This window comes from Pseudomonas sp. Pseusp21 (assembly GCF_059492145.1).
The window spans coordinates 2,828,888-2,850,880 of the sequence record NZ_CP168520.1 but is presented as its reverse complement, the minus strand read 5'-3'; the positions used below and the strand labels follow the sequence as shown (position 1 = coordinate 2,850,880).

Here is a 21,993-nt window from a genome sequence, read left to right as displayed (position 1 = left end):
AATTATGCGTAATTATTTCTTTATTCATAAATTATGTATTTTGACATAAAGGCTCATAATGACTCCGGAAACCAAGGACTCGCTGCTCTTCCCTCGCACCAACCTGGCTGAAGGAATCCTGGTCACTTTCGAGTCACGCCTGCAGAACGCCGCGACGATATTCGCGCCTCGGCGCAAGGGCAAAACCACCTTTCTGATCAACGATCTGATACCGATTGCCAAGGCACACGGCTTTATTGTTGCAACAGCAGACCTGTGGTTTGACAAGGCGCATCCTGAGCGGGTGATCGCGGGTGCGTTGTATGAGGCCATCCACGGTACAGGGTTCTTGCGACGCAACTGGCTGAAGCTCATGCGACCGGGGTCTCTGGTCCAGTCGGTGGAGGCCGGCGCCAGTACCGACGGCGTAACAGTGAAGGCCGAGCTGGCGAAGGAGGGCGGACTGAACCTGATCGAGCTCTTCGAGCGCTTCCGGATACTCGGTAACGGCAAGGCGCTGCTGATCATCGATGAGGTTCAGCATCTGGCGAGCCGGAAAGAATTCGAAGACTTGACTGCTACGCTCCGTTCGCTACTGCAGCACGCGCACGGTGAAGTCTTTGCAGTGTTTACAGGGTCCTCCCAGGATGGCCTGCATCGAATGTTTCGTCGTACCAAAGCACCGTTCTATCAGTTCAGCCACGAGATCCAGTTTCCTAATCTTGGCCTGGAATTTGTCCAGCATCTGGGCCAGCGGTTCCAGGAAATCACCGGAAGGGAGTGGGAGGTAAACGCCGCTTTCGAGCGTTTCGCTGCCCGGGGATACATGCCCAAGTACATTCGCGACGTATTCCTGCTGTGCCTTACTGAGGGGCTCAGTGTGCGAGATGCAGATCATCGAGCCTGGAGCACTATGACCGACGAAGGCAACTTCGAAAACCTGATCCTGGAGATGGCACCTCTGGATTTCACCGTACTTATCGGGCTGGTGAGGGGGCTTCCCATTTTTTCTACCGAAGGACGCGAGTGGATTGGCAGCGAGATGCCCGGTGGCCACGTGCCCAGCGCGGCGACGGTTCAGACTGCCTTGAAGCGCCTGCAACGCCGCGACCTGGTCGGCAACCTCGGGCATGGTGAGTGGGCGATTGAAGACATTGCCATGGAAGGTTACTTGCGTCGGAACTTCGTTGAAATTGACCCTCAACTCGGTACGGAAAACGATCAATAGGTTTTTTGGGGGTTGGCATCGGCTTTCCGGCGACAGCCTGAGTTTTATAAAGCTGGTATCAAAAGATCGCAGCCTGCGATCTTTTGATTTTCATCGGCTGGCCTTCGCCGTCAGCTGCTCCCGACAATAATCGGCAAACAGCTGCGCCGGTTTGGTCAGTTGTCCGCGTTTGAGCCACGCCGCCACCAGGCCTGACCCGGTGACGTCTTCGACGATGTCCACGCACACGACTTTCTTGCCGTCGTAGGTGCATTCCGAATGCGGGCGGGTGACCAGGATCGAGAAGCCGAAACCCTGGCCGACCATGCCGCGCACCATTTCGATCGACGGCGAGCTGAACTCGATGCGTGGCGACAGGCCGAGTTCTTCGAACAGGCTGACGAAGTAGGTGCGGCTCGGTTGCACGTCGAGCAGGATCATCGGTTCCAGGCACAAGTCGCGCAGCGAAACCTGTTTGAGCTGGGCGAAGCGGTGATCGGCCGGGAGCAGGGCGTAAGGCCGTTGGGCCGGCATCAGCGGTTCGGTTTCGATGGTGGCGTCGAGGTCGTGCTTGTACAGGATTGCCAGATCGAAGGTGCCCGAGGTCAGGCCTTGCACCAGTTCCTGTTGTTCGCCGTCGCGGATGCGGATCTTCACCCCCGGATACAGCGCCGAGAAGCCGGCAATCAGTTGCGGCAGGTACAGCGGTGCCACCGTTTCAAAACAGCCGATATCGATCTGCCCGGCCACCACGTCGTTGTCGGCGAGGGCGTTCTGTTCGAACTCCTTGGCCATGCGCAGCAGTTCCTGAGCCTTGCGGAAGAACCGCGCACCGCTCGGCGTCAGGGACACGCCCTGGGCGTGATGGCGGATCAGCAGTTGCACGCCGAAGCTGTCTTCCAGCCCCTTGATCGCTGTGGAAATCGCCGGTTGCGCGATGTACAGCTTGCGCGACGCTTCGGCGACGCTGCCGCATTCGACGGTGGTGATGAAGTATTTCAACTGACGCAGGTTGTAAGCGGCCACGGTGAACCTCAAAGCGAACGGATTTCACATCCAAGCAATTTGTAAGCCGCCGGCCTCCGTTCTGTCGGCGGTTTTTTTGTCCCTGAACAATAGCCCCATACGCGCGCGAAGGGGCCATCGGCTGGTTACCTTTTTTATTGTCTGCGAAGACATTTTTACTGGTTTTAGCGCGCACGGGCCTGAGCGACTATCGACCCCGCACTGTTCTCAAAAGAATAAAAGTCCAAGGAGCAACCACCGTGTTCGAGCTTGCAGACTGGCAGCGCAAGGCCGCTGAATTGAGCTATCCGTACCAGGCCGTGATCGACGGCAAACTGCGTGCGGCGCAGTCGGGGCAGACCTTTGCCGCGATCAACCCGGCCACCGGCCAGCTGCTGGCAAACGTCGCCGCGTGTGGTGAAGAGGATGTTGACGCGGCGGTGCAGAATGCGCGACAGGTGTTCGAGGCCGGCACCTGGGCCGGGCGTTCACCGACCGAGCGCAAGCAAGTGCTGCTGCGGCTGGCGGATCTGATTCTGGCCAATCGCGAAGAACTGGCGCTGCTCGATTCGCTGAACATGGGCAAACCGGTGATGGACGCTTGCAACATCGACGTGCCGGGCGCCGCCGGGGTGTTGCGCTGGTACGCCGAAAGCCTCGACAAGCTCTACGATCAGGTCGCGCCGAGCGCCTCGAACGTGCTGGCGACCATCACCCGCGAAGCGCTGGGCGTGGTCGCGGCTGTGGTGCCGTGGAACTTCCCGCTGGACATGGCCGCGTGGAAACTCGCCCCGGCGCTGGCGGCGGGCAATTCGGTGATTCTCAAACCCGCCGAGCAATCACCGTTCTCCGCGTTGCGTCTGGCCGAGCTGGCGCTGGAAGCCGGGCTGCCGGCCGGTGTGATGAACGTGCTGCCGGGGCTCGGCGAACAGGCCGGCAAAGCCTTGGGCCTGCACCCGGATGTCGATTGTCTGGTGTTCACCGGCTCGACGCAGGTCGGCAAATATTTCATGCAGTACTCCGCGCAGTCGAACCTCAAACAGGTGTGGCTGGAGTGCGGCGGCAAGAGCGCCAATCTGGTGTTCGCCGACTGCAAGGATCTGGATCTGGCGGCGCAGAAAGCCGCGTTCGGGATCTTCTTCAATCAGGGCGAAGTCTGCTCGGCCAACTCGCGGTTGCTGGTGGAGCGCTCGATTCATGATGAGTTCGTCGAACGACTGAAGGCCCAGGCCGAACGCTGGCAGCCGGGCGATCCGCTGGACCCGGCGAGTGCGGCCGGGGCGATTGTCGACACCCGTCAGACCGAAAGCGTTCTGCGCTTCATCCATCAGGCCGAACGCGAAGGCGCGACCCGCGTCTGTGGCGGCCGTCAATTGAGTTTCAACGGCTCGGACAACTTCGTTCAGCCGACGATTTTCACCGACGTGCAGCCGCACATGACCCTGTTTCGTGAAGAAGTGTTCGGCCCGGTGCTGGCGGTGATGCCGTTCGATGACGAGGCCCACGCCTTGCGACTGGCCAACGACAGCGTCTACGGTCTGGCGGCGTCGCTGTGGACCGATGATCTGCACCGCGCGCACCGGGTGGCGCGGCAATTGCGAGCCGGTACGGTGTCGGTCAACAGCGTCGATGCGCTGGACGTGACCGTGCCGTTCGGCGGCGGCAGACAATCCGGTTTCGGCCGCGATCTGTCGCTGCACTCGTTCGACAAATACACCCAGTTGAAAACCACCTGGTTTCAACTGCGCTCATGACAGCCGCTCACAACAAGAAAGGAGATCCGGCGATGACCACCTCACGTGAAACCCGCGACTACCAGGCCGCCGATGCAGCGCACCACATTCATGCGTTCGTCGACCAGAAGGCCCTCAACGACGAAGGCCCACGGGTGATGGTGCGCGGTGAGCGTCTGCATCTGTGGGACAACGACGGTCGGCGCTACCTCGACGGCATGTCCGGGCTGTGGTGCACCAACCTCGGTTACGGGCGCAAGGATCTGAACGCCGCGGCGAGTCGGCAACTGGAGCAGTTGCCGTACTACAACATGTTTTTCCACACCACCCACCCGCAGGTGATCGAGCTCTCCGAGTTGCTGTTCAGCCTGCTGCCGGGCCACTACAGCCACGCGATCTACACCAACTCCGGCTCCGAGGCCAACGAGGTGCTGATCCGTACCGTCCGCCGTTACTGGCAGGTGCTGGGCAAGCCCGAGAAGAAAATCATGATCGGCCGCTGGAACGGCTATCACGGTTCGACCCTGGCGGCGACGGCCCTTGGCGGCATGAAGTTCATGCATGAAATGGGCGGGATGATTCCCGACATCGCGCACATCGACGAGCCGTACTTCTTCGCCCACGAAGGCAACCTGACCCCGGCTGAATTCGGCCTGCGGGCGGCGCAGCAACTGGAAGCGAAGATCCTCGAACTGGGCGCCGACAAGGTCGCCGGATTCATCGCCGAACCGTTCCAGGGCGCGGGCGGGATGATCTTCCCGCCGGAAAGCTACTGGCCGGAAATCCAGCGCATCTGCCGCAAGTACGACGTGCTGTTGTGTGCCGATGAAGTGATCGGCGGCTTTGGTCGCACCGGCGAATGGTTCGCCCACGAATACTTCGGTTTCGAGCCGGACACCCTGTCCATCGCCAAGGGTTTGACCTCCGGTTACATCCCGATGGGTGGCCTGATCCTGTCGAAGAAAATGGCCGACGTGCTGGTGGAGCAGGGCGGTGTGTTCGCCCATGGTCTGACCTATTCCGGGCACCCGGTGGCGGCGGCTGTGGCGATTGCCAACCTCAAGGCATTGCGCGATGAAGGCGTGGTGACGCGGGTCAAGGATGACATCGGGCCGTACCTGCAACAGTGCCTGCGCGAGGTGTTCGGCAATCACCCGTTGGTGGGCGATATCCAGGGCACGGGCATGGTTGCGGCGTTGCAACTGGCCGAAGACAAGGCCACGCGCAAGCGCTTTGCCAATGAGAACGACATCGCCTGGCGCTGCCGCACGATCGGTTTTGAAGAGGGGGTGATCATTCGCTCGACACTGGGGCGGATGATCATGGCGCCGGCGTTGATTGCCAGTCGTGAAGAGATTGACGAGCTGGTGGGTAAGACGTTGAAAGCGCTGGATCGTACGGCGCAGGAATACGGCCGGCTCTAACTCCCCCGATCGCTCGTTCCGTGTCCTGATCGTTCCCACGTCGAGGCGTCGAACCGTCTGCGTGGGAATGCCTCAAGGGACGCTCCGCGTTCCAGCTCTCGAATGGGACGCAGAGCGTCCCGGGCTGCATTCCCACGCAGAGCGTGGGAACGATCTCCGCCAGACTTTTTCCCATCTGCACCCACCTCGGGCACCCCCGCCCGACGCGCCCTTTCGCGGTGCGCACTACCCAGTTTTTTCATCGTTCGCGTCTAACTATTTCCTCGTTTTCCTGAGGCCAAGCCTGGGTCAACATCGATTTCGCCAGCCAAGGCATTGCCCGCCAGAGTCCAGCAGAGACCGCAGCGTGCAACCGCGAGACCACGGCTGGCCGTACTGCCCATGACAACTAAATCAACAGCGTTGGGAGTGCTCCATGAACAAGTCCTTGTTTACCCGTCTTGCAGGTCCTCTGGCGATTTCCGCCCTTTCCGTCACCGCCGCTCAGGCTGGCACCTTGTCGATCGGCCACACCACGTGGGTCGGTTACGGCACCCTGTATCTGGCTCAGGATCTGGGCTACTTCAAGGAAAACGGCCTGACCGTCGAATTGCCGGTGGTCGAAGAAGCGTCGATGTACATGGCCGCCCAGGCGTCCGGGCAATTGTCCGGCTCGGCCTCGACCATCGACGAAGTACTCAAGTACCGTCCGCAGTTCTGCTTCAAGGCCGTGGCCGCGCTGGATGACAGCCATGGCGGCGACGGTGTGCTGGTCGGCAAGAACGTGAAGAGCCTGCAAGAACTCAAGGGCCAGGCCGTGGCCGTCAACGAAGGGTCGACCTCGCAGTTCTGGCTGTCGTACCTGCTGAAAAAGAACGGCATGAGCATGAGCGACATCACCGTGCAGAACATGACCGCCGACGATGCCGCCACCGCGTTCATCGCCGGTCGCGTGCCGGCCGCCGTGACCTGGGAGCCGCACCTGTCGATGGTGCGCGACAAGCAGCAGGGCAAGGTGCTGATCGACAGTAGCAGTACGCCGGGGGTGATCGTCGATGTGGTGGCGCTCAATTGCACGGTGATCGAGAAGCAGCCGGAAGACGTCAAGGCGCTGGTCGCCGGCCTCTATAAAGCGGTGCAGTTCACCAAGGACCATCCACAGCAAGCCTACGAAATCATGGCCAAGGGCGTCGGTGGTTACCTGTCTGATCCGAAGGCACTGGCCGCCGCCGCGCAGGGCGTGCGCTTCTACGATCAGGCCATGAGCGAAAAACTGCTTGGCTCGCCGGGCAAGCCGGGTGACAGCGAGCCGTTGATCAAACTGGCCAACGAAACCGCCAGCGAATTGCAGGGCAAGCCCTACAACGTCAGCAACGACGATCTGGTGGATAACCGTTTCGTCAGCCCGCTCTAGGAGACTGCTCATGTTCAAGCGCAATTCATGGCTGAGCCGTTGCATCACGCCGAAGACCGGCTTGCCGGTGCCGGTGGTGTGGAGCGCCAGCGGGCTGGCCTGGGTGTTGCTGGTCGGCCTGTGGGCCGGGTTGTCCTACGGCGGCATCGTGCCGGAGATGTTCCTGCCGACGCCCGGCGCGGTGGTCGAGGCCGCGGTGCGCCTGAGCCGCAATGGCACCCTCGGCCAGCATGTCTGGGCGAGTGTCGAAGTGGTGATGGTCGGTTTCATTGTTTCGTCGCTGGTGGCGGTGCCGCTGGGGTTGCTGATGGGCAGCTTTCGCATCGTCCAGGCGTTCCTCGAACCGCTGGTCAATTTCATTCGCTACCTGCCGGTGACCTCGTTCGTGCCGCTGTTCATCCTCTGGATCGGTATCGGTCTGGAGCAGCGGGTGTCGGTGATCATTTTCGGTGTGTTCTTCCAGCAACTGGTGATGATCGCCGACGTGTCCAAAGGCATCTCCAAAGACTTGATCAACGCCTCCTACACTCTCGGCTCCACCCGGCGTGACGCGGTGCTGCACGTGATCGCCCCGGCGTCGTTGCCCGGCGTGCTCGACACCTTGCGGGTGACCATGGGGTGGGCCTGGACCTATCTGGTGGTCGCCGAACTGGTCGCCGCATCGAGCGGCCTCGGTTACTTGAGCCTCAAGGCCATGCGCGGCTTTCAGGTCGATGTGATTTTTCTCGCCATCGCGATCATCGGCCTGCTCGGCCTGGTCACCGATCAACTGTTCCGCTTCTTGCGTTTGAGGATTGCCGCATGGGCTCAGTAACCGCTGCCAACCGTCGTTTCATCGAGCCGGTCGCCGCACCGGCACACGCCGCGCCAAGGTTGCAGGTGGACAAGGTCAGCCTGCGCTACAGCAAACCCGGCGGCGGTACATTCACTGCGCTGGAAGAAGTGTCGTTCGAAGTGCCGGATCAGCAGTTCGCGGTACTGGTCGGGCCGTCGGGTTGCGGCAAGTCGAGCCTGTTGTACCTCACTGCCGGCCTGGCCGAGCCGACCTCTGGCGAAATCTACGTCGGCGGCCAGCAAGTGCAGGGCCCCGGCGCGGATCGCGGGATGGTGTTCCAGAGCTACACGCTGTTTCCGTGGCTGACGGTGCGGCAGAACGTCGAGTTCGGCCTCAAGCGACGGGGCATGCCGGCGGCGCGGCGCAAGGAAATCGTCGATCACTATGTGCACGAAGTCGGCTTGTCCGGGTTTGCCGACAACTACGCCAAGCAGCTCTCCGGCGGCATGATGCAGCGGGTGGCGATTGCCCGGGCACTGGCCAACGATCCGCAGATCCTGCTGATGGACGAACCCTTCGGCGCCCTCGACAGCCAGACCCGACTGCAAATGCAGCAGCTGTTGTTACGGGTGTGGGGCAACAGCAAGAAGACCGTGCTGTTCGTCACCCACGACATCGACGAGGCGATCCTGCTTGGCGACCGGGTGTATGTGATGGGCGCGCGGCCTGGGCGGATCAAGCAGATTCTCGATGTGCCGATCGAACGCCCACGCACCCTGGACATGGTGATGGAGCGCTCGTTCATCGACATGAAACGGCAGATCTTCGGGCTGTTGCACGATGATCTCGAAGAGACTCATTGAGGTCAGTTGGGTGGCAGGAGGAACTTGGCAATCACCGGCAGATGATCGGAAATGCGCAACGTATCGTCCTGCCGCACTGTGGCTTCGACTCGTTTGATCTTCGGGCTGTAGAACAAATAATCGACCGTGCGGTCCGGGCCGTTGAGGCCGGGGTCGTTGGGGTAATGGGTCAGCCATTTGGCGCGGTCGATGCCGCTGGCTTCGTTGTTGGTCGGGATCATCGGGTACTTGTCCCACAGCACATGCAGCGCACTGTCGGCGGAGTAAGGCGTGCGCTGCTCGGTGGGCAGGCGCCGGTACTGGCCGAGCGGCAACAGGTTGAAGTCACCGCCGATCAGCCACGGCGTGCCGTGGCTTTCGTGTTTGTCGAGAACCTTGGCCACCGCGGTCACCTGCGCCTGCAAGGTGTCGTCCGGCTGTACGGCGCGATTCAGATGGGTGTTGAACACCACCAGTTGCCCGCCATCGCTGAGCGGCAAAGTGGTGGCGAGCAGCGCATCTTTCGGCTGGAACTGACGGCTGATGAGGTTCGCCGGCTGCACCGGCAATTGCAGGCGCTCGGCGTGTTCGATGCGGTAGCGGCTGAGGGTCGCGAGTTGCCGGCCGACGCTGCCGAAGATGTGCGGTTCCGGGACGAAGTCGGCCTTCCAGTCAAAGGCGTGGGCGCTGCACGGATAGAGGTCGGTCAGACGTTCCTGCAACAGCTTGAGCTGGTTCTGATAGTCGCTGGCCTTGGCGCCGTCATCCAGTTCCTGCAACAGCACCACGTCGGGCTGTTCGTCGCGGATCACCCGCGCCACTTCATCGAGGCTGAACGCCATGTCTTCCGGGGTCGGGGCTTCGTCGTCGCCTTGCGCCAGGTCATTCCAGAACACGTAGCGCTTGCCGGCCAGGTATTGCACGTTCCAGGTCATGACTTTCAGGGCCTGGCCGGGGACCAGCGTCGGCGGTTGCCCGGTGCAACTGACCGGCAGGGTTTCCCGGGCGTCGGGGCGCCAGGTCAGGCTGTAGATCAGCGTGCCGATCAGGGCGAGGGCGAGCAGTACGGGCAACAGGATGTAGCGCAGTAGACGGGTCATGGCTCGGCTTATAGCGATACGGAAGTGGTCCCGAGCATACCCGAGACCCATCGATCAGCCCAAGCTCGGTGCAGTCAGACTAATCCGTCACGTTTGTCGGGCAATTCGCTGATCAGCATGAACAGGCGGAACAGCACCACGCTGGTGAACAGTTGCAGGAAGCTGTGACCGCTGTCGATCAGCACTGCAATCAACGGATTCTGCGGATCGGGATAGACCTGCAGGGTCAGGCCCTTGAGCAGCCACAGCGGCCCCATCACACACAGGATGCACGCCAGAATCCGCAGAAAATGCCCGCGGCTCAGGCGCAGGCTTTCCTTCATCGCCTGCAACGGGCCGTAACCGCGCAGCACCAGCAGATACTCACCGAAGGCCAGAGTGACCATCAGCCACAGCCCCGGCAGGAAATACAGGGAAAGACCGAGCAGGATCAACAGCGTGTTCAGCGCGGTCAGCAGGGCAAAGCGCGGCCACAGACGAGCGGCCATCGCCAGCAGATCGCGGGTTTGCGGGGATTCGCCGCGGGTGCGGGCATCGAGAAACAGAATCAGCGCGGCGGTGTACAGCGGATACACCAGCAGGCCGACGATCACGCTGATGGCCGAGTAACCGTCCGGGTCGCTGGCATGGTCGACCACCTGTTGCAGCACGGCTTCGACAATCACCAGCGGCAGGCACAACTGGACGATCCGGCCCAGATTGCGTTTGAAAAAATACAGGGAGTCGCGCAGCACATCGAAGGCATTCATCAGTCGGTATCGCAGGTCAAAAACAGTGGCCCACTTTAACCGATGATCCGTTTCGCTGCGCAAACGTAAACGTTCGGTAAAGGTCATTGAAACATTCTGTTGCTGCCTCCATTACAGAGGTGCGCCTGCTCCGACGTGGAGGAGGGCAACGTTATCCCCGGCAATCTACGAGGTCGCCATGAACAGCGAAGAACAAACCCTGATCGATGGACTGTTTTCCCGGCTGCAACAGGCCGAAACGGAGGCAGCCCCGCGCGACGCCCAGGCCGAGGCGCGGATCAAGGAACACCTGACGCGCCAGCCGGCCGCAGGTTATTTCATGACCCAGGCGATTCTGGTGCAGGAGGCTGCCCTCAAGAGCCTCGACGAACAGAACAAACAACTGACTCAACAGGTCAAGCAATTGCAGGCCGAACTGCAATCGGCCAAGGCGCAGAGCGCGCCGCCGGCCTCCAGCGGTGGTGGCTTCCTGTCGAGCATCTTCGGTGGCAGCAGCTCGCGCCCGGCGCCGACCCAGAGCGCCCCGGCCTCCACTGGCGGCTGGCGTGAGCCGGCACCGCAGCAGAGCTTCGGTGCGCCCGCGCCACAACAGAACTTCGGCGCGCCACCTCCGGGTTATGGCCAGCAACAAGCGGCCCCGGCAGCCGGCAGCAGCTTCCTCGGCGGCGCCCTGAAAACGGCGGCCGGTGTGGCCGGTGGCGTGATGCTGGCACAAGGCATCAGCAGCCTGTTCCATCACAATCAGCAGCCGGAAGAAATCGTCGAAGTCATCAAGGAAGAGCCGGCCCAGGTCAACGACCAGAGCAACAACGGCTGGGGCGATGACCAGCGCATGGCCAACAACGACTCCTACGGTAATGACCAGGGCGGTTTTGCCGACACCGACTACAGCGACAACAACTCATCGTTCTTCGATGACGACGATTCCTTCGTCTGATTCGCCATTCGTCCGGGGCGCCTGATCGCCCCGGGCCGATTATTCGCGGAACCTTCCTTCGGGCTGGCATACTGAGCGCCTTTTTCGGGCCAGGTGCCTGATCCGGCTCATGCGCGTCAGCGCTCACAGGAACTCCGGTGAAAAAAATCGCAGTGTTCGCCGATGTGCAGAACCTCTACTACACCGTGCGTCAGGCCTATGGTTGCCACTTCAACTACGCGGCGCTGTGGGCGGATGTCAGCCAGCACGGGCAGATCGTCGAGGCCTACGCCTATGCGATCGACCGGGGCGACAGCAAACAGCAGCAGTTCCAGCAGATCCTGCGCAACCTCGGTTTCACCGTCAAACTCAAACCCTACATCCAGCGCAGCGACGGCTCGGCCAAGGGCGACTGGGACGTGGGCATCACCCTCGACATCATGGACGCCGCCGACCACGTCGACGAAATCGTCCTGGCCTCCGGTGATGGCGACTTCGACATGCTGCTCGAACGCATCATCAACAAGCACGGCGTGCAAGCGGTGGCCTACGGTGTTCCCGGCCTGACCGCCAACTCGCTGATCCGTGCCGCCAGCCGTTATGTGCCGATCGAAGGCGCACTGTTGCTCAAGAATTGAACGGAGTTGAACCCGGTTTGGAACGCATTGCAGTCATCGACTTTGAAACCACCGGCATCTCGCCGAGCAGCAGCTGCCGGGCCACGGAAATCGCCGTGGTCATGCTGGAAAACGGCCGCATCGTCGAGCGTTACCAGAGCCTGATGAACGCCGGCGTCCGCGTCCCGGCCTTCATCGAACAACTCACCGGCATCAGCAACGCCATGCTGCGCACTGCGCCTTCGGCCGAACAGGTGATGAACGAAGTCAACGAATTCGTCGGCTGCACGCCGCTGCTGGCGCACAACGCCGCCTTCGACCAGAAGTTCTGGGACTTCGAACTGGGCCGGATCAAACGCACCCGTTTGCAGAATTTCGCTTGCTCGCTGTTGTTGGCCCGCCGTTTGATGCCGGCAGCGCCGAACCACAAGCTCGGTACGCTCACCACCTTCGCCCAGTTGCCGCATACCGGCCAGGCGCACAGGGCGATGGCGGATGCGGAGATGGCGGCGAATTTGCTGGCGCATCTGGCGGATGAGTTGCGGCGCAAGCATGGGGTGCGCGAGCTATCGCACGACTTGCTGTGCAAATTGCAGAAAATCCCGGCCGCTAAAGTCGGCGAGCACTTAGAGCGTTATCGCTGAATTCCGGCCCCGGTTGATCGTTCCCACGCTCCGCGTGGGAATGCAGCCCGGGACGCTCCGCGTCCCAGCTCTCGAGCGGGACGGGAAGGTTACTTGCCGTTGCCTTCGATATGCCCCAACGGCACCCGCTTCTCTATCGCACTCGACAACACGATCGACGTCTTGCTGAACCCGAATTTCGCCACCCGGTTGATCAGCTCTTCCAGCTCGGTCATCGAGCCCACGGCTGCCTGCATGATCACGCACGGGTCGCCGGTGACGCGGTGGCATTCGGTGAGTTGCGGAATTCTGATCAGTTCGTCGTACACCTTCGGGTTGCCGTGCTGGTTCAGGCGCAGTTCGATAACGCACTGGATCGGCAGGCCGAGTTTGGCCATGTCGACTTTGGCCGAGTAGCCGGTGATGACGCCGCTGGCCTCGAGTTTGGCCACGCGTTCGGCGACGGCGGGGGCGGAGAGGTTCACTTTGCGGGCGAGGTCGGCGTAGGACGCGCGACCGTTTTCGAGCAGGGCGCTGAGCAGCATGCGGTCGTATTTGTCCAAGGTCGGACTCCTGAAAATGCCAGACTTTCGAAATCGCGGTTTTGGCCGTCGATCTCCGTGTTTTCAAAAGTGTACCGGCGCTATAAACAGGTTTTGTAACTTATTTTTAGCGGTTGGCCTTTCTAGAATAATCAATCCCCTGAGTCTGACTTTCGAGCTGCCCATGTCTGCCTTGCGCCGTTTTTCCTTGCCCTTGATCGCTGCGTTTTTTGCGTTGTACGTGATTTGGGGATCGACCTATCTGGTGATCCGTATCGGCGTCGAGTACTGGCCGCCGCTGATGCTCGGTGGCGTGCGCTTCGTGATTGCCGGCACGCTGATGTACGCGTTCCTGCGCTGGCGCGGGGCACCGGCGCCGACCTGGGCGCAGTGGAAGGCGGCGGGGATCATCGGGATTTTGTTGCTCAGCTTCGGCAACGGCGCGGTGACTTTGGCTGAGCACAGCGGCGTGGCGTCGGGTGTTGCCGCGCTGGCGGTAGCGACGGTGCCGCTGTTTACCTTGCTCTGCGGTTATTTCTGGGGCGCGCGCAACACTCGCCTGGAGTGGGCCGGGGTGGTGATGGGGATTATCGGTATCGCGATGCTCAACATGGGCTCCAACCTGCAATCGAGTCCACTGGGCGCGGCGTTGCTGATTTTCGCGGCAGCGAGCTGGGCGTTCGGTTCGGTGTGGAGCAAACACTTGCCGCTGCCTCAGGGCGCAATGGCCAGTGCCGTGGAAATGCTGGTCGGTGGGGCGGTGTTGCTGATCGGCAGCGCGGCCAGCGGTGAACACCTGCAGGCCATGCCGCCGCTGGAAGGCTGGCTGGCGCTGGCGTATCTGATCTTCTTCGGCTCGATCATCGCCTTCAACGCTTACATGTATCTGTTGAAAAACGTTCGTCCGGCGGCAGCCACCAGTTATGCCTACGTCAACCCGGCGGTGGCGGTGTTGCTGGGGATCGTGTTTGTCGGCGAGACCATCGGCATCGAAGAAGCGCTGGCAATGCTGGTGATCATCGGTGCGGTGGTGCTGATCAGTCTGCCGCAGTGGCGCCGTCCACGGCAGCTGCCGGTGGTCAGCGAGCCGGCTGCCATAGCGACGGAGCAGCGTGCGAATTAGGGTAAACTGCGCGCCATCGCACACTTTGCTCTGATTTTTCCTACGGTACTCCCATGACTTTCGCCACCCTTGGCCTGATCGAACCCTTGCTGCGCTCCCTTGAGAAGCTCGGCTACCAGACCCCGACGCCGGTGCAGGCGCAAGCCATTCCGGCCGTGCTGGCCGGTCGCGACCTGATGGCTGCGGCCCAGACCGGCACCGGCAAGACCGCCGGTTTCGCTTTGCCGCTGCTGCAACTGCTGGCGATGGAAGGGCCGAAAGTCACCGCCAACTCGGTGCGTGCGCTGATTCTGGTGCCGACCCGCGAGCTGGCCGAGCAAGTCCACGAGGCCGTGCGCCAGTACGCCGAAAACCTGCCATTGCGCACTTACGCGGTGTACGGCGGCGTCAGCATCAACCCGCAGATGATGAAGCTGCGCGGCGGCGTCGATCTGCTGGTCGCGACCCCGGGCCGTCTGCTCGACCTGTTCCGCCAGAACGCGCTGAAGTTCAACCAGCTGCAAACTCTGGTGCTGGACGAAGCCGACCGCATGCTCGACCTGGGCTTTTCCGAAGAGCTGGCGAACATTTATCGCGCGCTGCCGAAGAAGCGGCAGACGCTGCTGTTCTCCGCGACCTTCTCCGATGACATCCGCCTGCTGGCCGGGCAGATGCTCAACGATCCGCAGAGCATCGAAGTCAGCCCGCGCAACGTCGCCGCCAACACCGTCAAGCAGTGGGTGGTGACGGTGGACAAGAAGCGCAAGCCGGAACTGTTCGTGCACCTGATGCGCAAGAACAAGTGGAAGCAGGTGCTGGTGTTCGCCAAGACCCGTAATGGTGTGGACGCGCTGGTCGAGAAGCTCCAGGGCCTGGGCGTGAACGCCGACGGCATCCACGGCGACAAGCCGCAAGCGACCCGGCAGCGGGCGCTGGACCGTTTCAAGCTGAGCGAAGTGCAGATTCTGGTGGCCACCGACGTGGCGGCCCGTGGTCTGGATATCGAAGACCTGCCATTGGTGGTCAACTTCGATCTGCCAATCGTTGCCGAGGACTACATTCACCGAATCGGCCGGACTGGCCGCGCGGGTTCGACCGGTGAGGCGATTTCGCTGGTGTGCGCCGATGAAGTGAACATGTTGTCGGCGATTGAAATGCTGACCCGCAGCACGTTGAAGCGCGAGGTTGAGCCGGACTTCGTGCCGGAGCACCGCGTGCCGGATACCGATGCCAGTGGTCAGGTGATCAAGAAGCCGAAGAAACCGAAAAAGCCCAAGGCTTCCGGTGGTGGCGGTGGCAAGCGCAATCTGGGCAAGTGGGTGGACAGCGGCGAGACTCAGGCGCCGGAGCCTTCGATCAAGCCTGTGCGCAAGGTGCCGGTGTTCAATACCGGGCCGCGTAAGCGTAAGCCATAAGGGCAGCGGCGAGTTTCAAGCTGCAAGCTACGAGTTAAGGGCGGTTTGTCGTTAGCTTTTGGCTTGTAGCTTGCCGCTGTTGTTGAGCCACTTCAGCATTCCAGCTCCGGCCGCCCGGCCGCTGGCAAAACACGCCGTCAGTAGATAACCCCCAGTCGGCGCTTCCCAATCCAGCATTTCCCCCGCACAAAACACCCCCGGCAACGCCTTGAGCATCATCCGCTCATCCATCGCCTCAAACGTCACGCCACCGGCACTGCTGATCGCTTCATCCAGTGGTCGGGTTTTCACCAGCGTCAGCGGCAAGGCCTTGATCGCTCCAGCCAACAGTGCCGGATCAGCAAACGTCGTCGCATCAGTGAGCTCTCGCAATAGCGCCGCTTTCAACCCATCAATCCCGACCTGACTGTGCAGATGCTTGGCCATCGAGCGCGAACCCCGTGGTTTGCTCAACGCCGCCTGCAATTTATCCACAGGACGGCCGGGCAGCAGGTCGATGTGAATGGTCGCCGCACCGTGCACATTGATCGCCTCACGAATCGGCGCCGACAGCGCGTAGATCAAACTGCCCTCGATGCCGGTTGCGGTAATCACGCATTCACCCAAACGCGGAACGTCGTCATTCAAACCAATGGCGATATTTTTCAGCGGCGCGCCGGCGAATTTGCTGACCATCAATTCGCTCCAGGCCTGCACCTCGAAGCCGCAATTGCTCGGCTGCAACGGCGCCAGTCCTACACCGCGTTGTTCCAGCGGCAGCATCCACGCGCCGTCGGAGCCCAGTCGCGACCAACTGCCGCCGCCGAGGGCGAGCAGGGTGGCGTCGGGGGAAAGGGTTTTCTCGCCATCGGGGCTGTCGATGCGCAGCGCGCCGTTTTCATCCCAGCCGAGCCAGCGGTGGCGGGTGTGGATAACCACGCCGCTGTCGCGCAGGCGCTTGAGCCAGGCGCGCAGCAATGGCGCGGCTTTCATGTCGGTGGGGAACACCCGGCCGGAGCTGCCGATAAAGGTTTCGATACCCAGCTCGTGAATCCAGCGGCACAGTGCGTCGGCGTCGAACGCGCGCAGCAGCGGGGCGATGTTCGGGGCGCGTTCGGCGTAGCGCGAGAGGAAGGCCGGCCAGGCTTCGGAATGGGTGATGTTCATGCCGCCGACCCCGGCCAGCAGGAACTTGCGGCCCACCGAGGGCATGCCGTCGTACAGATCGACGCGGACTCCGGCCTGGCTCAGCACTTCGGCGGCCATCAGGCCGGCGGGGCCACCGCCGATGATGGCGACGTGAGCGGGAAGGGCGGCGGAAGTCTGGGTCATGGCAGCGGCAATAGCGTGGCGGAATAAGCCGCGCATTCTAGCAGCAGCGGCCATCGTCAGACCTGATCAAAAAACAACCAGTGCGCTGCAAGCCATGTTCATCGTGGGCTGTAGTCCCTTTCGCTCAGGTTATCCACAGGCCGTTCCACAGCCATTGTGGGTAACGCAGCACAACTCAATGACAACCCGATGACTGCCAGACGCGCTGAGCACTGTGATGCAGGATGCCGTGGCGGCGGGCGAGGGCGTGGCGATCCTTGCTGTAACCGCCGCCGATCACCCCGACCACCGGGATGTCGCGGCCCAGGCAGTGGCGCATCACGCTTTCGTCGCGGGCGGCGACGCCTTCGTCGGTCAGTTGCAGATAACCGAGGGCGTCGTCCTTGTGCACGTCGACGCCGGCGTCGTACAGCACCAGATCCGGCTGATACAGCGGCAGCAGATAGTTGAGCGCGTCATCGACAACCTTCAAGTAGTCGGCGTCGCCCATGCCGTTGGGCAGCGGAATGTCCCAGTCGCTTTCGGCCTTGCGTGCAGGAAAGTTCTTTTCGCAGTGCAGGGAAACGGTGATCGCTTCCGGGGTGTTGTGCAGAATCCGCGCAGTGCCGTCGCCCTGATGCACGTCGCAGTCGAAGATCAGCACCCGGTTCACTCGGCCGCTTTGCAGCAGGTAGTGGCTGATGATCGCCAGGTCATTGAAGATGCAGAACCCGGCGGGGTAATCGTAGTGGGCGTGATGGGTGCCGCCAGCGAGGTGACAGGCCAGGCCATGTTCCAGGGCTTTTTCCGCTGCCAGAATCGAACCGCCGACCGCCCGCACGGTGCGTCGGGCCAGGGCTTCGTTCCACGGCAGACCGAGGCGCCGCTGGTCTTCGCGGGACAACTCGCCACTCATGTAACGTTCGATATAACCGCGGTCATGGGCCAGGGCGAGAATGTCGGCGGGGCACAGCTCAGGGCGCAGCAGGTCTTCGTCGCGGGTCAGGCCGCTGTCCACCAGGTGATCGCGCAGCAGGCGGAACTTGTCCATGGGGAAGCGGTGATCCGCCGGAAATTCCGGGCTGTAGTCTTCGTGGTAGATCAGCGGCAACGGCATGGTGGACTATTCATAAAGGCTGCAGGAAAGAGTGCAAAGCCTAACAGCGATGTAGACTGACGGCATCAAGCGGAGGGGCGGGATGGAACCGATACTGGAGCTGCAAAGCGCAAGGCTGCTGATGCGCCAATGGCAGGACGAGGATTTGCCGGCATTCGCGGCGATGTGCGCCGATCCGCAGGTGATGCGCTACTTCCCCGCGCCCTTGAGCCGGCTGGAAAGCGCCGCGCTGATCGGTCGGGTGCGCGGGCATTTTGCCGAGCACGGTTACGGCCTGTGGGCGCTGGAGCGCAAGGACAGTGGCGAGTTCATCGGTTTTACCGGGCTCGGCGTAGTCGGCTTCGATGCGCCGTTCACCCCGGCGGTGGAAATCGGCTGGCGGCTGGCCAAGGAACATTGGGGCCTGGGATATGCCAGCGAGGCGGCGTGGACTGCGCTGCGCTGCGGTTTTGACCGGTTAGCCCTGAAGGAAATCGTGTCCTTTACTGCGCAGAGCAATCTGCCGTCGGAAAAAGTCATGCAGGCGATCGGCATGCATCACGATCCAGCCGACGATTTTGATCACCCGAAACTGGCGGTCGACCATCCGTTGCGTCGACATGTGTTGTACCGCATCACCCGGGAGCAATGGCTGCAGACCTTGCATGGCTAAGCCGACACGGACGTTTACAATGGCGCGATCAGTGGCTCGCGCCAGAATCTGAATTGGCCGTCGCAGCCAGGACTGCGCGGCATAGCGTTGTGTGAGGAGAGTCTGAATGAGCCAAGTGTTGGAAGATCTGGTGGATCTGCTGACCCTCGAACCGATCGAGGAAAACCTGTTCCGTGGTCGCAGTCAGGATCTGGGCTTTCGCCAGTTGTTCGGCGGCCAGGTGCTCGGCCAGTCGCTGTCGGCGGCCAGTCAGACCGTTGAAGAAGCGCGTCATGTGCATTCGATGCACGGTTATTTTCTGCGTCCGGGCGATGCCAAGTTGCCGGTGGTCTACTCGGTTGACCGCGTGCGCGACGGCGGCAGTTTCAGCACCCGCCGCGTGACCGCGATCCAGAAGGGCCACCCGATTTTCACCTGCAGCGCTTCGTTCCAGTACGACGAAGAAGGCTTCGAGCACCAGAGCCAGATGCCGCAAGTGGTCGGCCCGGAAAACCTGCCGTCGGAGCTGGAACTGACCCAGCAACGCGCGCATCTGATCCCGGAACACATGCGCGAAAAGCTGCTGTGCCCGAAGCCGATCGAAGTGCGCCCGGTCACTGAAAAAGACCCGTACAACCCGCAACCGGCGGATCCGATCAAGTACGTGTGGTTCCGCGCCGACGGTGCGTTGGCCGATATCCCGGCGCTGCACAAATACCTGCTGGCCTACGCCTCGGACTTCGGTCTGCTGACCACCTCGATGCTGCCGCACGGCAAATCGGTCTGGCAGAAAGACATGCAGGTCGCCAGCCTTGACCACGCCTTGTGGTTCCACAACGATCTGCGCGCCGATGACTGGTTGCTCTACGCCATGGACAGTCCGTGGGCCGGCAACTCGCGCGGGTTCTCCCGTGGCAGCGTGTTCAACCGCGCCGGACAACTAGTGGCGTCGGTGACTCAGGAAGGCCTGATCCGTCATCGCAAGGACTGGGCATGAGTCTGGCGGATGTGCGGCACTGGGTGTTCGACATGGACGGCACCCTGACCGTCGCCGTGCACGACTTCGCGGCGATCCGCGTGGCGCTGGCGATCCCGCCGGAGGACGACATCCTTACCCACCTCGCGGCATTGCCCGCCGAGGAAGCAGCGGCGAAACATGCGTGGCTGCTGGAGCATGAGCGCGATCTGGCACTCGGCTCGACCCCGGCGGTCGGGGCGGTGGAGCTGGTGCGCGACCTGCACGCCCGGGGCTATCGCCTCGGCATCCTGACCCGCAACGCGCGGGAGCTGGCCCACGTGACGCTGGAAGCCATCGGCCTGGCTGACTGCTTCGCGGTGGAGGATGTGCTGGGCCGCGATGAAGCACAGCCAAAACCGCATCCGGGCGGTTTGCTGAAACTGGCCGAGGCCTGGCAAGTGCCGGCGAGCGAGATGGTGATGGTCGGTGATTACCGGTTTGATCTTGATTGCGGCCGGGCGGCGGGGACTCAAACGGTGCTGGTGAACCTGCCGGACAATCCATGGCCGGAGCTGACCGACTGGCATGCGAAGGATTGTGTGGAGTTGCGGCGAATGCTGTTCGCCTAAAAAAACGGGGGCTTGGGCCCCCGTTTTTTATTGCTCGAACAGTGCTTTCTGGCCTTCCGGCGAGGTCAGCATGCCGTCGCCGTTATGACCGACCCCGGGCACTTCGATCAGGCGCTGATTGATCCCTTCAGGGTGACGACGCAGCAAGTAACCGAAAAACAGCTTGCCGCGCTCCAGTCGATAAGCCCCCTGGGCTTTGGCGGCGCAGCTCTTGTCCAGCGCCGGGTGTTGCGGGTCGGTGTCCTGCTGACCCAGCAGATAAATCACCTCGCGTTTGACGTAACGGCCTTCAAGCTGCGCGGGCGTTTGCCCACCCGCGTAGATCGGCGGGTCCACCAGACCGTACTTCCAGCGGTTGAAACCCGGACACTTGGCATGATCGAAGGCCACCGGGCGTTGCTCATTGAAATAGGCGTACGACGACGGGTTGGCCACCACATAACGCAAGCGAATGCCTTCGGTCTTGAGCGCCGGTTGTTCCTGGGCCAGCAGCGCGTAACGCTGCACCACCTGCGCGCCGCCGGAGTGGCCGAAGATCACGATCTGCTTCACGTCTGGAAACTGCTTGCGATCGCTCAGCCGCCCGACGATTTCGTCCAGTGCGGCGTAGGAACTCAGCGGGTTCGGCCCTGTGGATAACCCGCCGCCCATCCAGTCGTTGCCTTGCCAGCGCAGCACGCTGGCGGGTAACGAGTAGAGCGCCACATCGCTTTCGTTGAGAAACTGCGGGGCGATCACCAGGGTGTTGGCGGTTTGCCCGGCCAGTTCCGCCGCGACTTCGCCGCTTTTGCGATAGGTCTCGGCGTTGCGCAGACGGCCATGAATGACGATCAGCACGCGCTCGATTTTCGCCGGCGCCGGGCCGATGCCTACCGCCATTTCGCCGGCCTGCAATTGCAGGCGCCCGGGACTGATTGCGTCGACGCCGGCCGCTTGGGCGGTGCCGCCGATGAACAGTAAAGCCAACAGCCATTTATGCATTTACAGGTTTTTCGCCGCAAAGGTATCGCACTGGCCGACCTGGCCCTGGGCGAATCCGGTTTTGAACCAGCGCACCCTTTGCGCCGACGTACCGTGGGTAAACGAGTCCGGCACCACGCGGCCCTGACCCTGTTGTTGCAGGCGATCATCACCGATGGCGTTCGCTGCGTTCAAGGCTTCTTCGATGTCGCCCGGTTCCAGCCAGTTCAAGCGTTTCTGCGCGTTGTAGGCCCAGACCCCGGCCAGACAATCGGCTTGCAGTTCCTGGCGCACAAGCAGTCCGCCGTCACCTTCCATCTGCCGGCCTTGCTGACGGGCTGTCTGAATTTTCGCCGAGACGCCGAGAAGCGTCTGTACATGGTGTCCGACTTCGTGAGCGATCACGTAGGCCTGGGCGAAGTCGCCGGCGGCCTTGAAACGCTGGGCCATTTCCTGGAAGAACGCCATGTCGAGATAGACCTTCTGGTCTGCCGGGCAATAGAACGGGCCGGTGGCCGAGGTCGCCAGACCGCAGGCGGAGTTGACCCGGTTGCTGAACAGCACCAGGGTCGGGTCCTTATATTGCCGGCCGGCCTGCTGGAAGATCGCGCCCCAGGTGTCTTCGGTGTCACCGAGGATCGAACGCACGAATTCGGCCTGTTCATCGTTGGCCGGCGGTGCCTGACGGGTTTGCGAAGTGGGGGCCGATTGTTCGGTCATCTGCCCGGTGAGCTGACCGAGGATCTGCAGCGGGTCCTGTCCGGTGATCCAGCCGATGCCGACGATCAGCAGGATCGCCCCGAGGCTCAGCCCCTTGCCACCGCCGAAGCGCATGCCGCCACCACCGCCCATATCATCGCCACGGGCATCGACGACGTTGTCACTGCGTCGGCCTTTTTTCCATAGCATGTGGGAATCCTCTATCTGTAGGTGGTGATGAGTGTTGCTGGTGTGTGAGTGTGGCGCCAGTCCGGTCGTCCGTCTAT

22 protein-coding genes are annotated in these 21,993 nt (G+C 62.0%); 14 read left to right on the top strand and 8 right to left on the bottom strand.

Going from position 1 to position 21,993, the window contains the following annotated elements:
* The first annotated feature begins 58 nt into the window (after positions 1-58).
* Positions 59-1,207, top strand: a complete 1,149-nt coding sequence (locus ACEN93_RS12920; RefSeq protein WP_169432045.1) for an ATP-binding protein — start codon at positions 59-61, stop codon at positions 1,205-1,207.
* Positions 1,208-1,297: 90 nt separating this feature from the next.
* On the opposite strand, the gene ACEN93_RS12915 is transcribed toward ACEN93_RS12920, so the two are convergent.
* The gene (locus tag ACEN93_RS12915) at positions 1,298-2,212 is read right to left on the bottom strand and encodes a LysR family transcriptional regulator (RefSeq protein ID WP_007958716.1); all 915 of its coding nucleotides are present in this window, start codon (positions 2,210-2,212) and stop codon (positions 1,298-1,300) included.
* A gap of 239 nt (positions 2,213-2,451) precedes the next feature.
* On the opposite strand from ACEN93_RS12915, the gene ACEN93_RS12910 reads away from it, so the two are divergent.
* From ACEN93_RS12910 to ACEN93_RS12890, 5 genes are all read left to right on the top strand, one after another.
* Positions 2,452-3,945, top strand: a complete 1,494-nt coding sequence (locus tag ACEN93_RS12910) for an aldehyde dehydrogenase (protein ID WP_495611485.1) — start codon at positions 2,452-2,454, stop codon at positions 3,943-3,945.
* Positions 3,946-3,977: 32 nt separating this feature from the next.
* Positions 3,978-5,348, top strand: coding sequence for an aspartate aminotransferase family protein (locus tag ACEN93_RS12905; protein ID WP_134333473.1), 1,371 nt, complete (start codon positions 3,978-3,980; stop codon positions 5,346-5,348).
* 415 nt (positions 5,349-5,763) lie between these two features.
* Positions 5,764-6,741, top strand: coding sequence for an ABC transporter substrate-binding protein (locus ACEN93_RS12900; protein ID WP_495611484.1), 978 nt, complete (start codon positions 5,764-5,766; stop codon positions 6,739-6,741).
* 10 nt (positions 6,742-6,751) lie between these two features.
* The gene (locus ACEN93_RS12895; protein ID WP_495611483.1) at positions 6,752-7,555 is read left to right on the top strand and encodes an ABC transporter permease; all 804 of its coding nucleotides are present in this window, start codon (positions 6,752-6,754) and stop codon (positions 7,553-7,555) included.
* Positions 7,543-8,379, top strand: a complete 837-nt coding sequence (locus ACEN93_RS12890; RefSeq protein ID WP_074691545.1) for an ABC transporter ATP-binding protein — start codon at positions 7,543-7,545, stop codon at positions 8,377-8,379. Before ACEN93_RS12895 ends, ACEN93_RS12890 begins: the two co-directional genes overlap by 13 nt.
* 2 nt (positions 8,380-8,381) lie before the next feature.
* Here the strand turns inward: ACEN93_RS12890 and ACEN93_RS12885 are convergent, their stop codons facing one another.
* A complete protein-coding gene (locus ACEN93_RS12885; protein WP_495611482.1) occupies positions 8,382-9,458 on the bottom strand; it encodes an endonuclease/exonuclease/phosphatase family protein in 1,077 nt (358 codons plus the stop codon).
* A gap of 74 nt (positions 9,459-9,532) precedes the next feature.
* Positions 9,533-10,207, bottom strand: a complete 675-nt coding sequence (locus ACEN93_RS12880) for a YciC family protein (protein ID WP_218188769.1) — start codon at positions 10,205-10,207, stop codon at positions 9,533-9,535.
* A 178-nt stretch (positions 10,208-10,385) separates the two neighbouring features.
* Between ACEN93_RS12880 and ACEN93_RS12875 the strand changes: the two genes are divergently transcribed.
* From ACEN93_RS12875 to ACEN93_RS12865, 3 genes are all read left to right on the top strand, one after another.
* Complete coding sequence (locus ACEN93_RS12875; RefSeq protein WP_074691543.1) at positions 10,386-11,144, top strand: DUF2076 domain-containing protein; 759 nt, start codon at positions 10,386-10,388, stop codon at positions 11,142-11,144.
* A 137-nt stretch (positions 11,145-11,281) separates the two neighbouring features.
* Positions 11,282-11,761, top strand: coding sequence for an NYN domain-containing protein (locus ACEN93_RS12870; RefSeq protein ID WP_007958730.1), 480 nt, complete (start codon positions 11,282-11,284; stop codon positions 11,759-11,761).
* 17 nt (positions 11,762-11,778) lie between these two features.
* Positions 11,779-12,384, top strand: a complete 606-nt coding sequence (locus ACEN93_RS12865) for a 3'-5' exonuclease (protein ID WP_495611481.1) — start codon at positions 11,779-11,781, stop codon at positions 12,382-12,384.
* A gap of 89 nt (positions 12,385-12,473) precedes the next feature.
* Here the strand turns inward: ACEN93_RS12865 and ACEN93_RS12860 are convergent, their stop codons facing one another.
* On the bottom strand, positions 12,474-12,926 hold the full coding sequence (locus ACEN93_RS12860) for an Lrp/AsnC family transcriptional regulator (protein ID WP_039771800.1): 453 nt from the start codon (positions 12,924-12,926) through the stop codon (positions 12,474-12,476).
* 163 nt (positions 12,927-13,089) lie between these two features.
* Here ACEN93_RS12860 and yedA point away from each other — a divergent pair, with 163 nt between their 5' ends.
* Together yedA and rhlE1 are read left to right on the top strand one after the other, a co-directional pair.
* The gene (yedA, locus tag ACEN93_RS12855; RefSeq protein ID WP_495611480.1) at positions 13,090-14,028 is read left to right on the top strand and encodes a drug/metabolite exporter YedA; all 939 of its coding nucleotides are present in this window, start codon (positions 13,090-13,092) and stop codon (positions 14,026-14,028) included.
* A 53-nt stretch (positions 14,029-14,081) separates the two neighbouring features.
* Positions 14,082-15,422, top strand: coding sequence for an RNA helicase RhlE1 (rhlE1, locus tag ACEN93_RS12850; RefSeq protein WP_007958742.1), 1,341 nt, complete (start codon positions 14,082-14,084; stop codon positions 15,420-15,422).
* A gap of 51 nt (positions 15,423-15,473) precedes the next feature.
* Here the strand turns inward: rhlE1 and ACEN93_RS12845 are convergent, their stop codons facing one another.
* Entirely contained in the window at positions 15,474-16,733 is a 1,260-nt protein-coding gene (locus tag ACEN93_RS12845; protein WP_074691537.1) for a TIGR03862 family flavoprotein, read from the bottom strand.
* Positions 16,734-16,908: 175 nt separating this feature from the next.
* Positions 16,909-17,829, bottom strand: coding sequence for a histone deacetylase family protein (locus ACEN93_RS12840; RefSeq protein WP_007958746.1), 921 nt, complete (start codon positions 17,827-17,829; stop codon positions 16,909-16,911).
* A gap of 82 nt (positions 17,830-17,911) precedes the next feature.
* On the opposite strand from ACEN93_RS12840, the gene ACEN93_RS12835 reads away from it, so the two are divergent.
* The 3 genes from ACEN93_RS12835 to ACEN93_RS12825 all read left to right on the top strand — a co-directional run bounded on the left by ACEN93_RS12835 (position 17,912) and on the right by ACEN93_RS12825 (position 20,047).
* Positions 17,912-18,481, top strand: a complete 570-nt coding sequence (locus tag ACEN93_RS12835) for a GNAT family N-acetyltransferase (RefSeq protein WP_039771794.1) — start codon at positions 17,912-17,914, stop codon at positions 18,479-18,481.
* A 106-nt stretch (positions 18,482-18,587) separates the two neighbouring features.
* A complete protein-coding gene (gene tesB / locus ACEN93_RS12830; protein WP_039771793.1) occupies positions 18,588-19,457 on the top strand; it encodes an acyl-CoA thioesterase II in 870 nt (289 codons plus the stop codon).
* Positions 19,454-20,047, top strand: coding sequence for an HAD family hydrolase (locus tag ACEN93_RS12825; protein ID WP_495611479.1), 594 nt, complete (start codon positions 19,454-19,456; stop codon positions 20,045-20,047). Before tesB ends, ACEN93_RS12825 begins: the two co-directional genes overlap by 4 nt.
* A 27-nt stretch (positions 20,048-20,074) precedes the next feature.
* Here ACEN93_RS12825 and ACEN93_RS12820 read toward each other — a convergent pair whose 3' ends face one another.
* Together ACEN93_RS12820 and ypfJ are read right to left on the bottom strand one after the other, a co-directional pair.
* Complete coding sequence (locus ACEN93_RS12820) at positions 20,075-21,028, bottom strand: alpha/beta fold hydrolase (protein ID WP_074691529.1); 954 nt, start codon at positions 21,026-21,028, stop codon at positions 20,075-20,077.
* On the bottom strand, positions 21,029-21,916 hold the full coding sequence (gene ypfJ, locus ACEN93_RS12815; RefSeq protein WP_039771788.1) for a KPN_02809 family neutral zinc metallopeptidase: 888 nt from the start codon (positions 21,914-21,916) through the stop codon (positions 21,029-21,031). It abuts the gene before it with no gap.
* Positions 21,917-21,993 lie beyond the last annotated feature (77 nt).

What these genes read in the sequence shown, in the direction of transcription:
- ACEN93_RS12920 (WP_169432045.1), top strand. Translation starts at nt 59, where the DNA reads ATGACTCCGGAAACCAAGGACTCGCTGCTCTTCCCTCGCACCAACCTG.
- ACEN93_RS12905 (WP_134333473.1), top strand. Translation starts at nt 3,978, where the DNA reads ATGACCACCTCACGTGAAACCCGCGACTACCAGGCCGCCGATGCAGCG.
- ACEN93_RS12900 (WP_495611484.1), top strand. Translation starts at nt 5,764, where the DNA reads ATGAACAAGTCCTTGTTTACCCGTCTTGCAGGTCCTCTGGCGATTTCC.
- ACEN93_RS12895 (WP_495611483.1), top strand. Translation starts at nt 6,752, where the DNA reads ATGTTCAAGCGCAATTCATGGCTGAGCCGTTGCATCACGCCGAAGACC.
- ACEN93_RS12890 (WP_074691545.1), top strand. Translation starts at nt 7,543, where the DNA reads ATGGGCTCAGTAACCGCTGCCAACCGTCGTTTCATCGAGCCGGTCGCC.
- ACEN93_RS12885 (WP_495611482.1), bottom strand. Translation starts at nt 9,458, where the DNA reads ATGACCCGTCTACTGCGCTACATCCTGTTGCCCGTACTGCTCGCCCTC.
- ACEN93_RS12880 (WP_218188769.1), bottom strand. Translation starts at nt 10,207, where the DNA reads ATGAATGCCTTCGATGTGCTGCGCGACTCCCTGTATTTTTTCAAACGC.
- ACEN93_RS12875 (WP_074691543.1), top strand. Translation starts at nt 10,386, where the DNA reads ATGAACAGCGAAGAACAAACCCTGATCGATGGACTGTTTTCCCGGCTG.
- yedA (WP_495611480.1), top strand. Translation starts at nt 13,090, where the DNA reads ATGTCTGCCTTGCGCCGTTTTTCCTTGCCCTTGATCGCTGCGTTTTTT.
- rhlE1 (WP_007958742.1), top strand. Translation starts at nt 14,082, where the DNA reads ATGACTTTCGCCACCCTTGGCCTGATCGAACCCTTGCTGCGCTCCCTT.
- ACEN93_RS12845 (WP_074691537.1), bottom strand. Translation starts at nt 16,733, where the DNA reads ATGACCCAGACTTCCGCCGCCCTTCCCGCTCACGTCGCCATCATCGGC.
- ACEN93_RS12840 (WP_007958746.1), bottom strand. Translation starts at nt 17,829, where the DNA reads ATGCCGTTGCCGCTGATCTACCACGAAGACTACAGCCCGGAATTTCCG.
- ACEN93_RS12835 (WP_039771794.1), top strand. Translation starts at nt 17,912, where the DNA reads ATGGAACCGATACTGGAGCTGCAAAGCGCAAGGCTGCTGATGCGCCAA.
- tesB (WP_039771793.1), top strand. Translation starts at nt 18,588, where the DNA reads ATGAGCCAAGTGTTGGAAGATCTGGTGGATCTGCTGACCCTCGAACCG.
- ACEN93_RS12825 (WP_495611479.1), top strand. Translation starts at nt 19,454, where the DNA reads ATGAGTCTGGCGGATGTGCGGCACTGGGTGTTCGACATGGACGGCACC.
- ACEN93_RS12820 (WP_074691529.1), bottom strand. Translation starts at nt 21,028, where the DNA reads ATGCATAAATGGCTGTTGGCTTTACTGTTCATCGGCGGCACCGCCCAA.
- ypfJ (WP_039771788.1), bottom strand. Translation starts at nt 21,916, where the DNA reads ATGCTATGGAAAAAAGGCCGACGCAGTGACAACGTCGTCGATGCCCGT.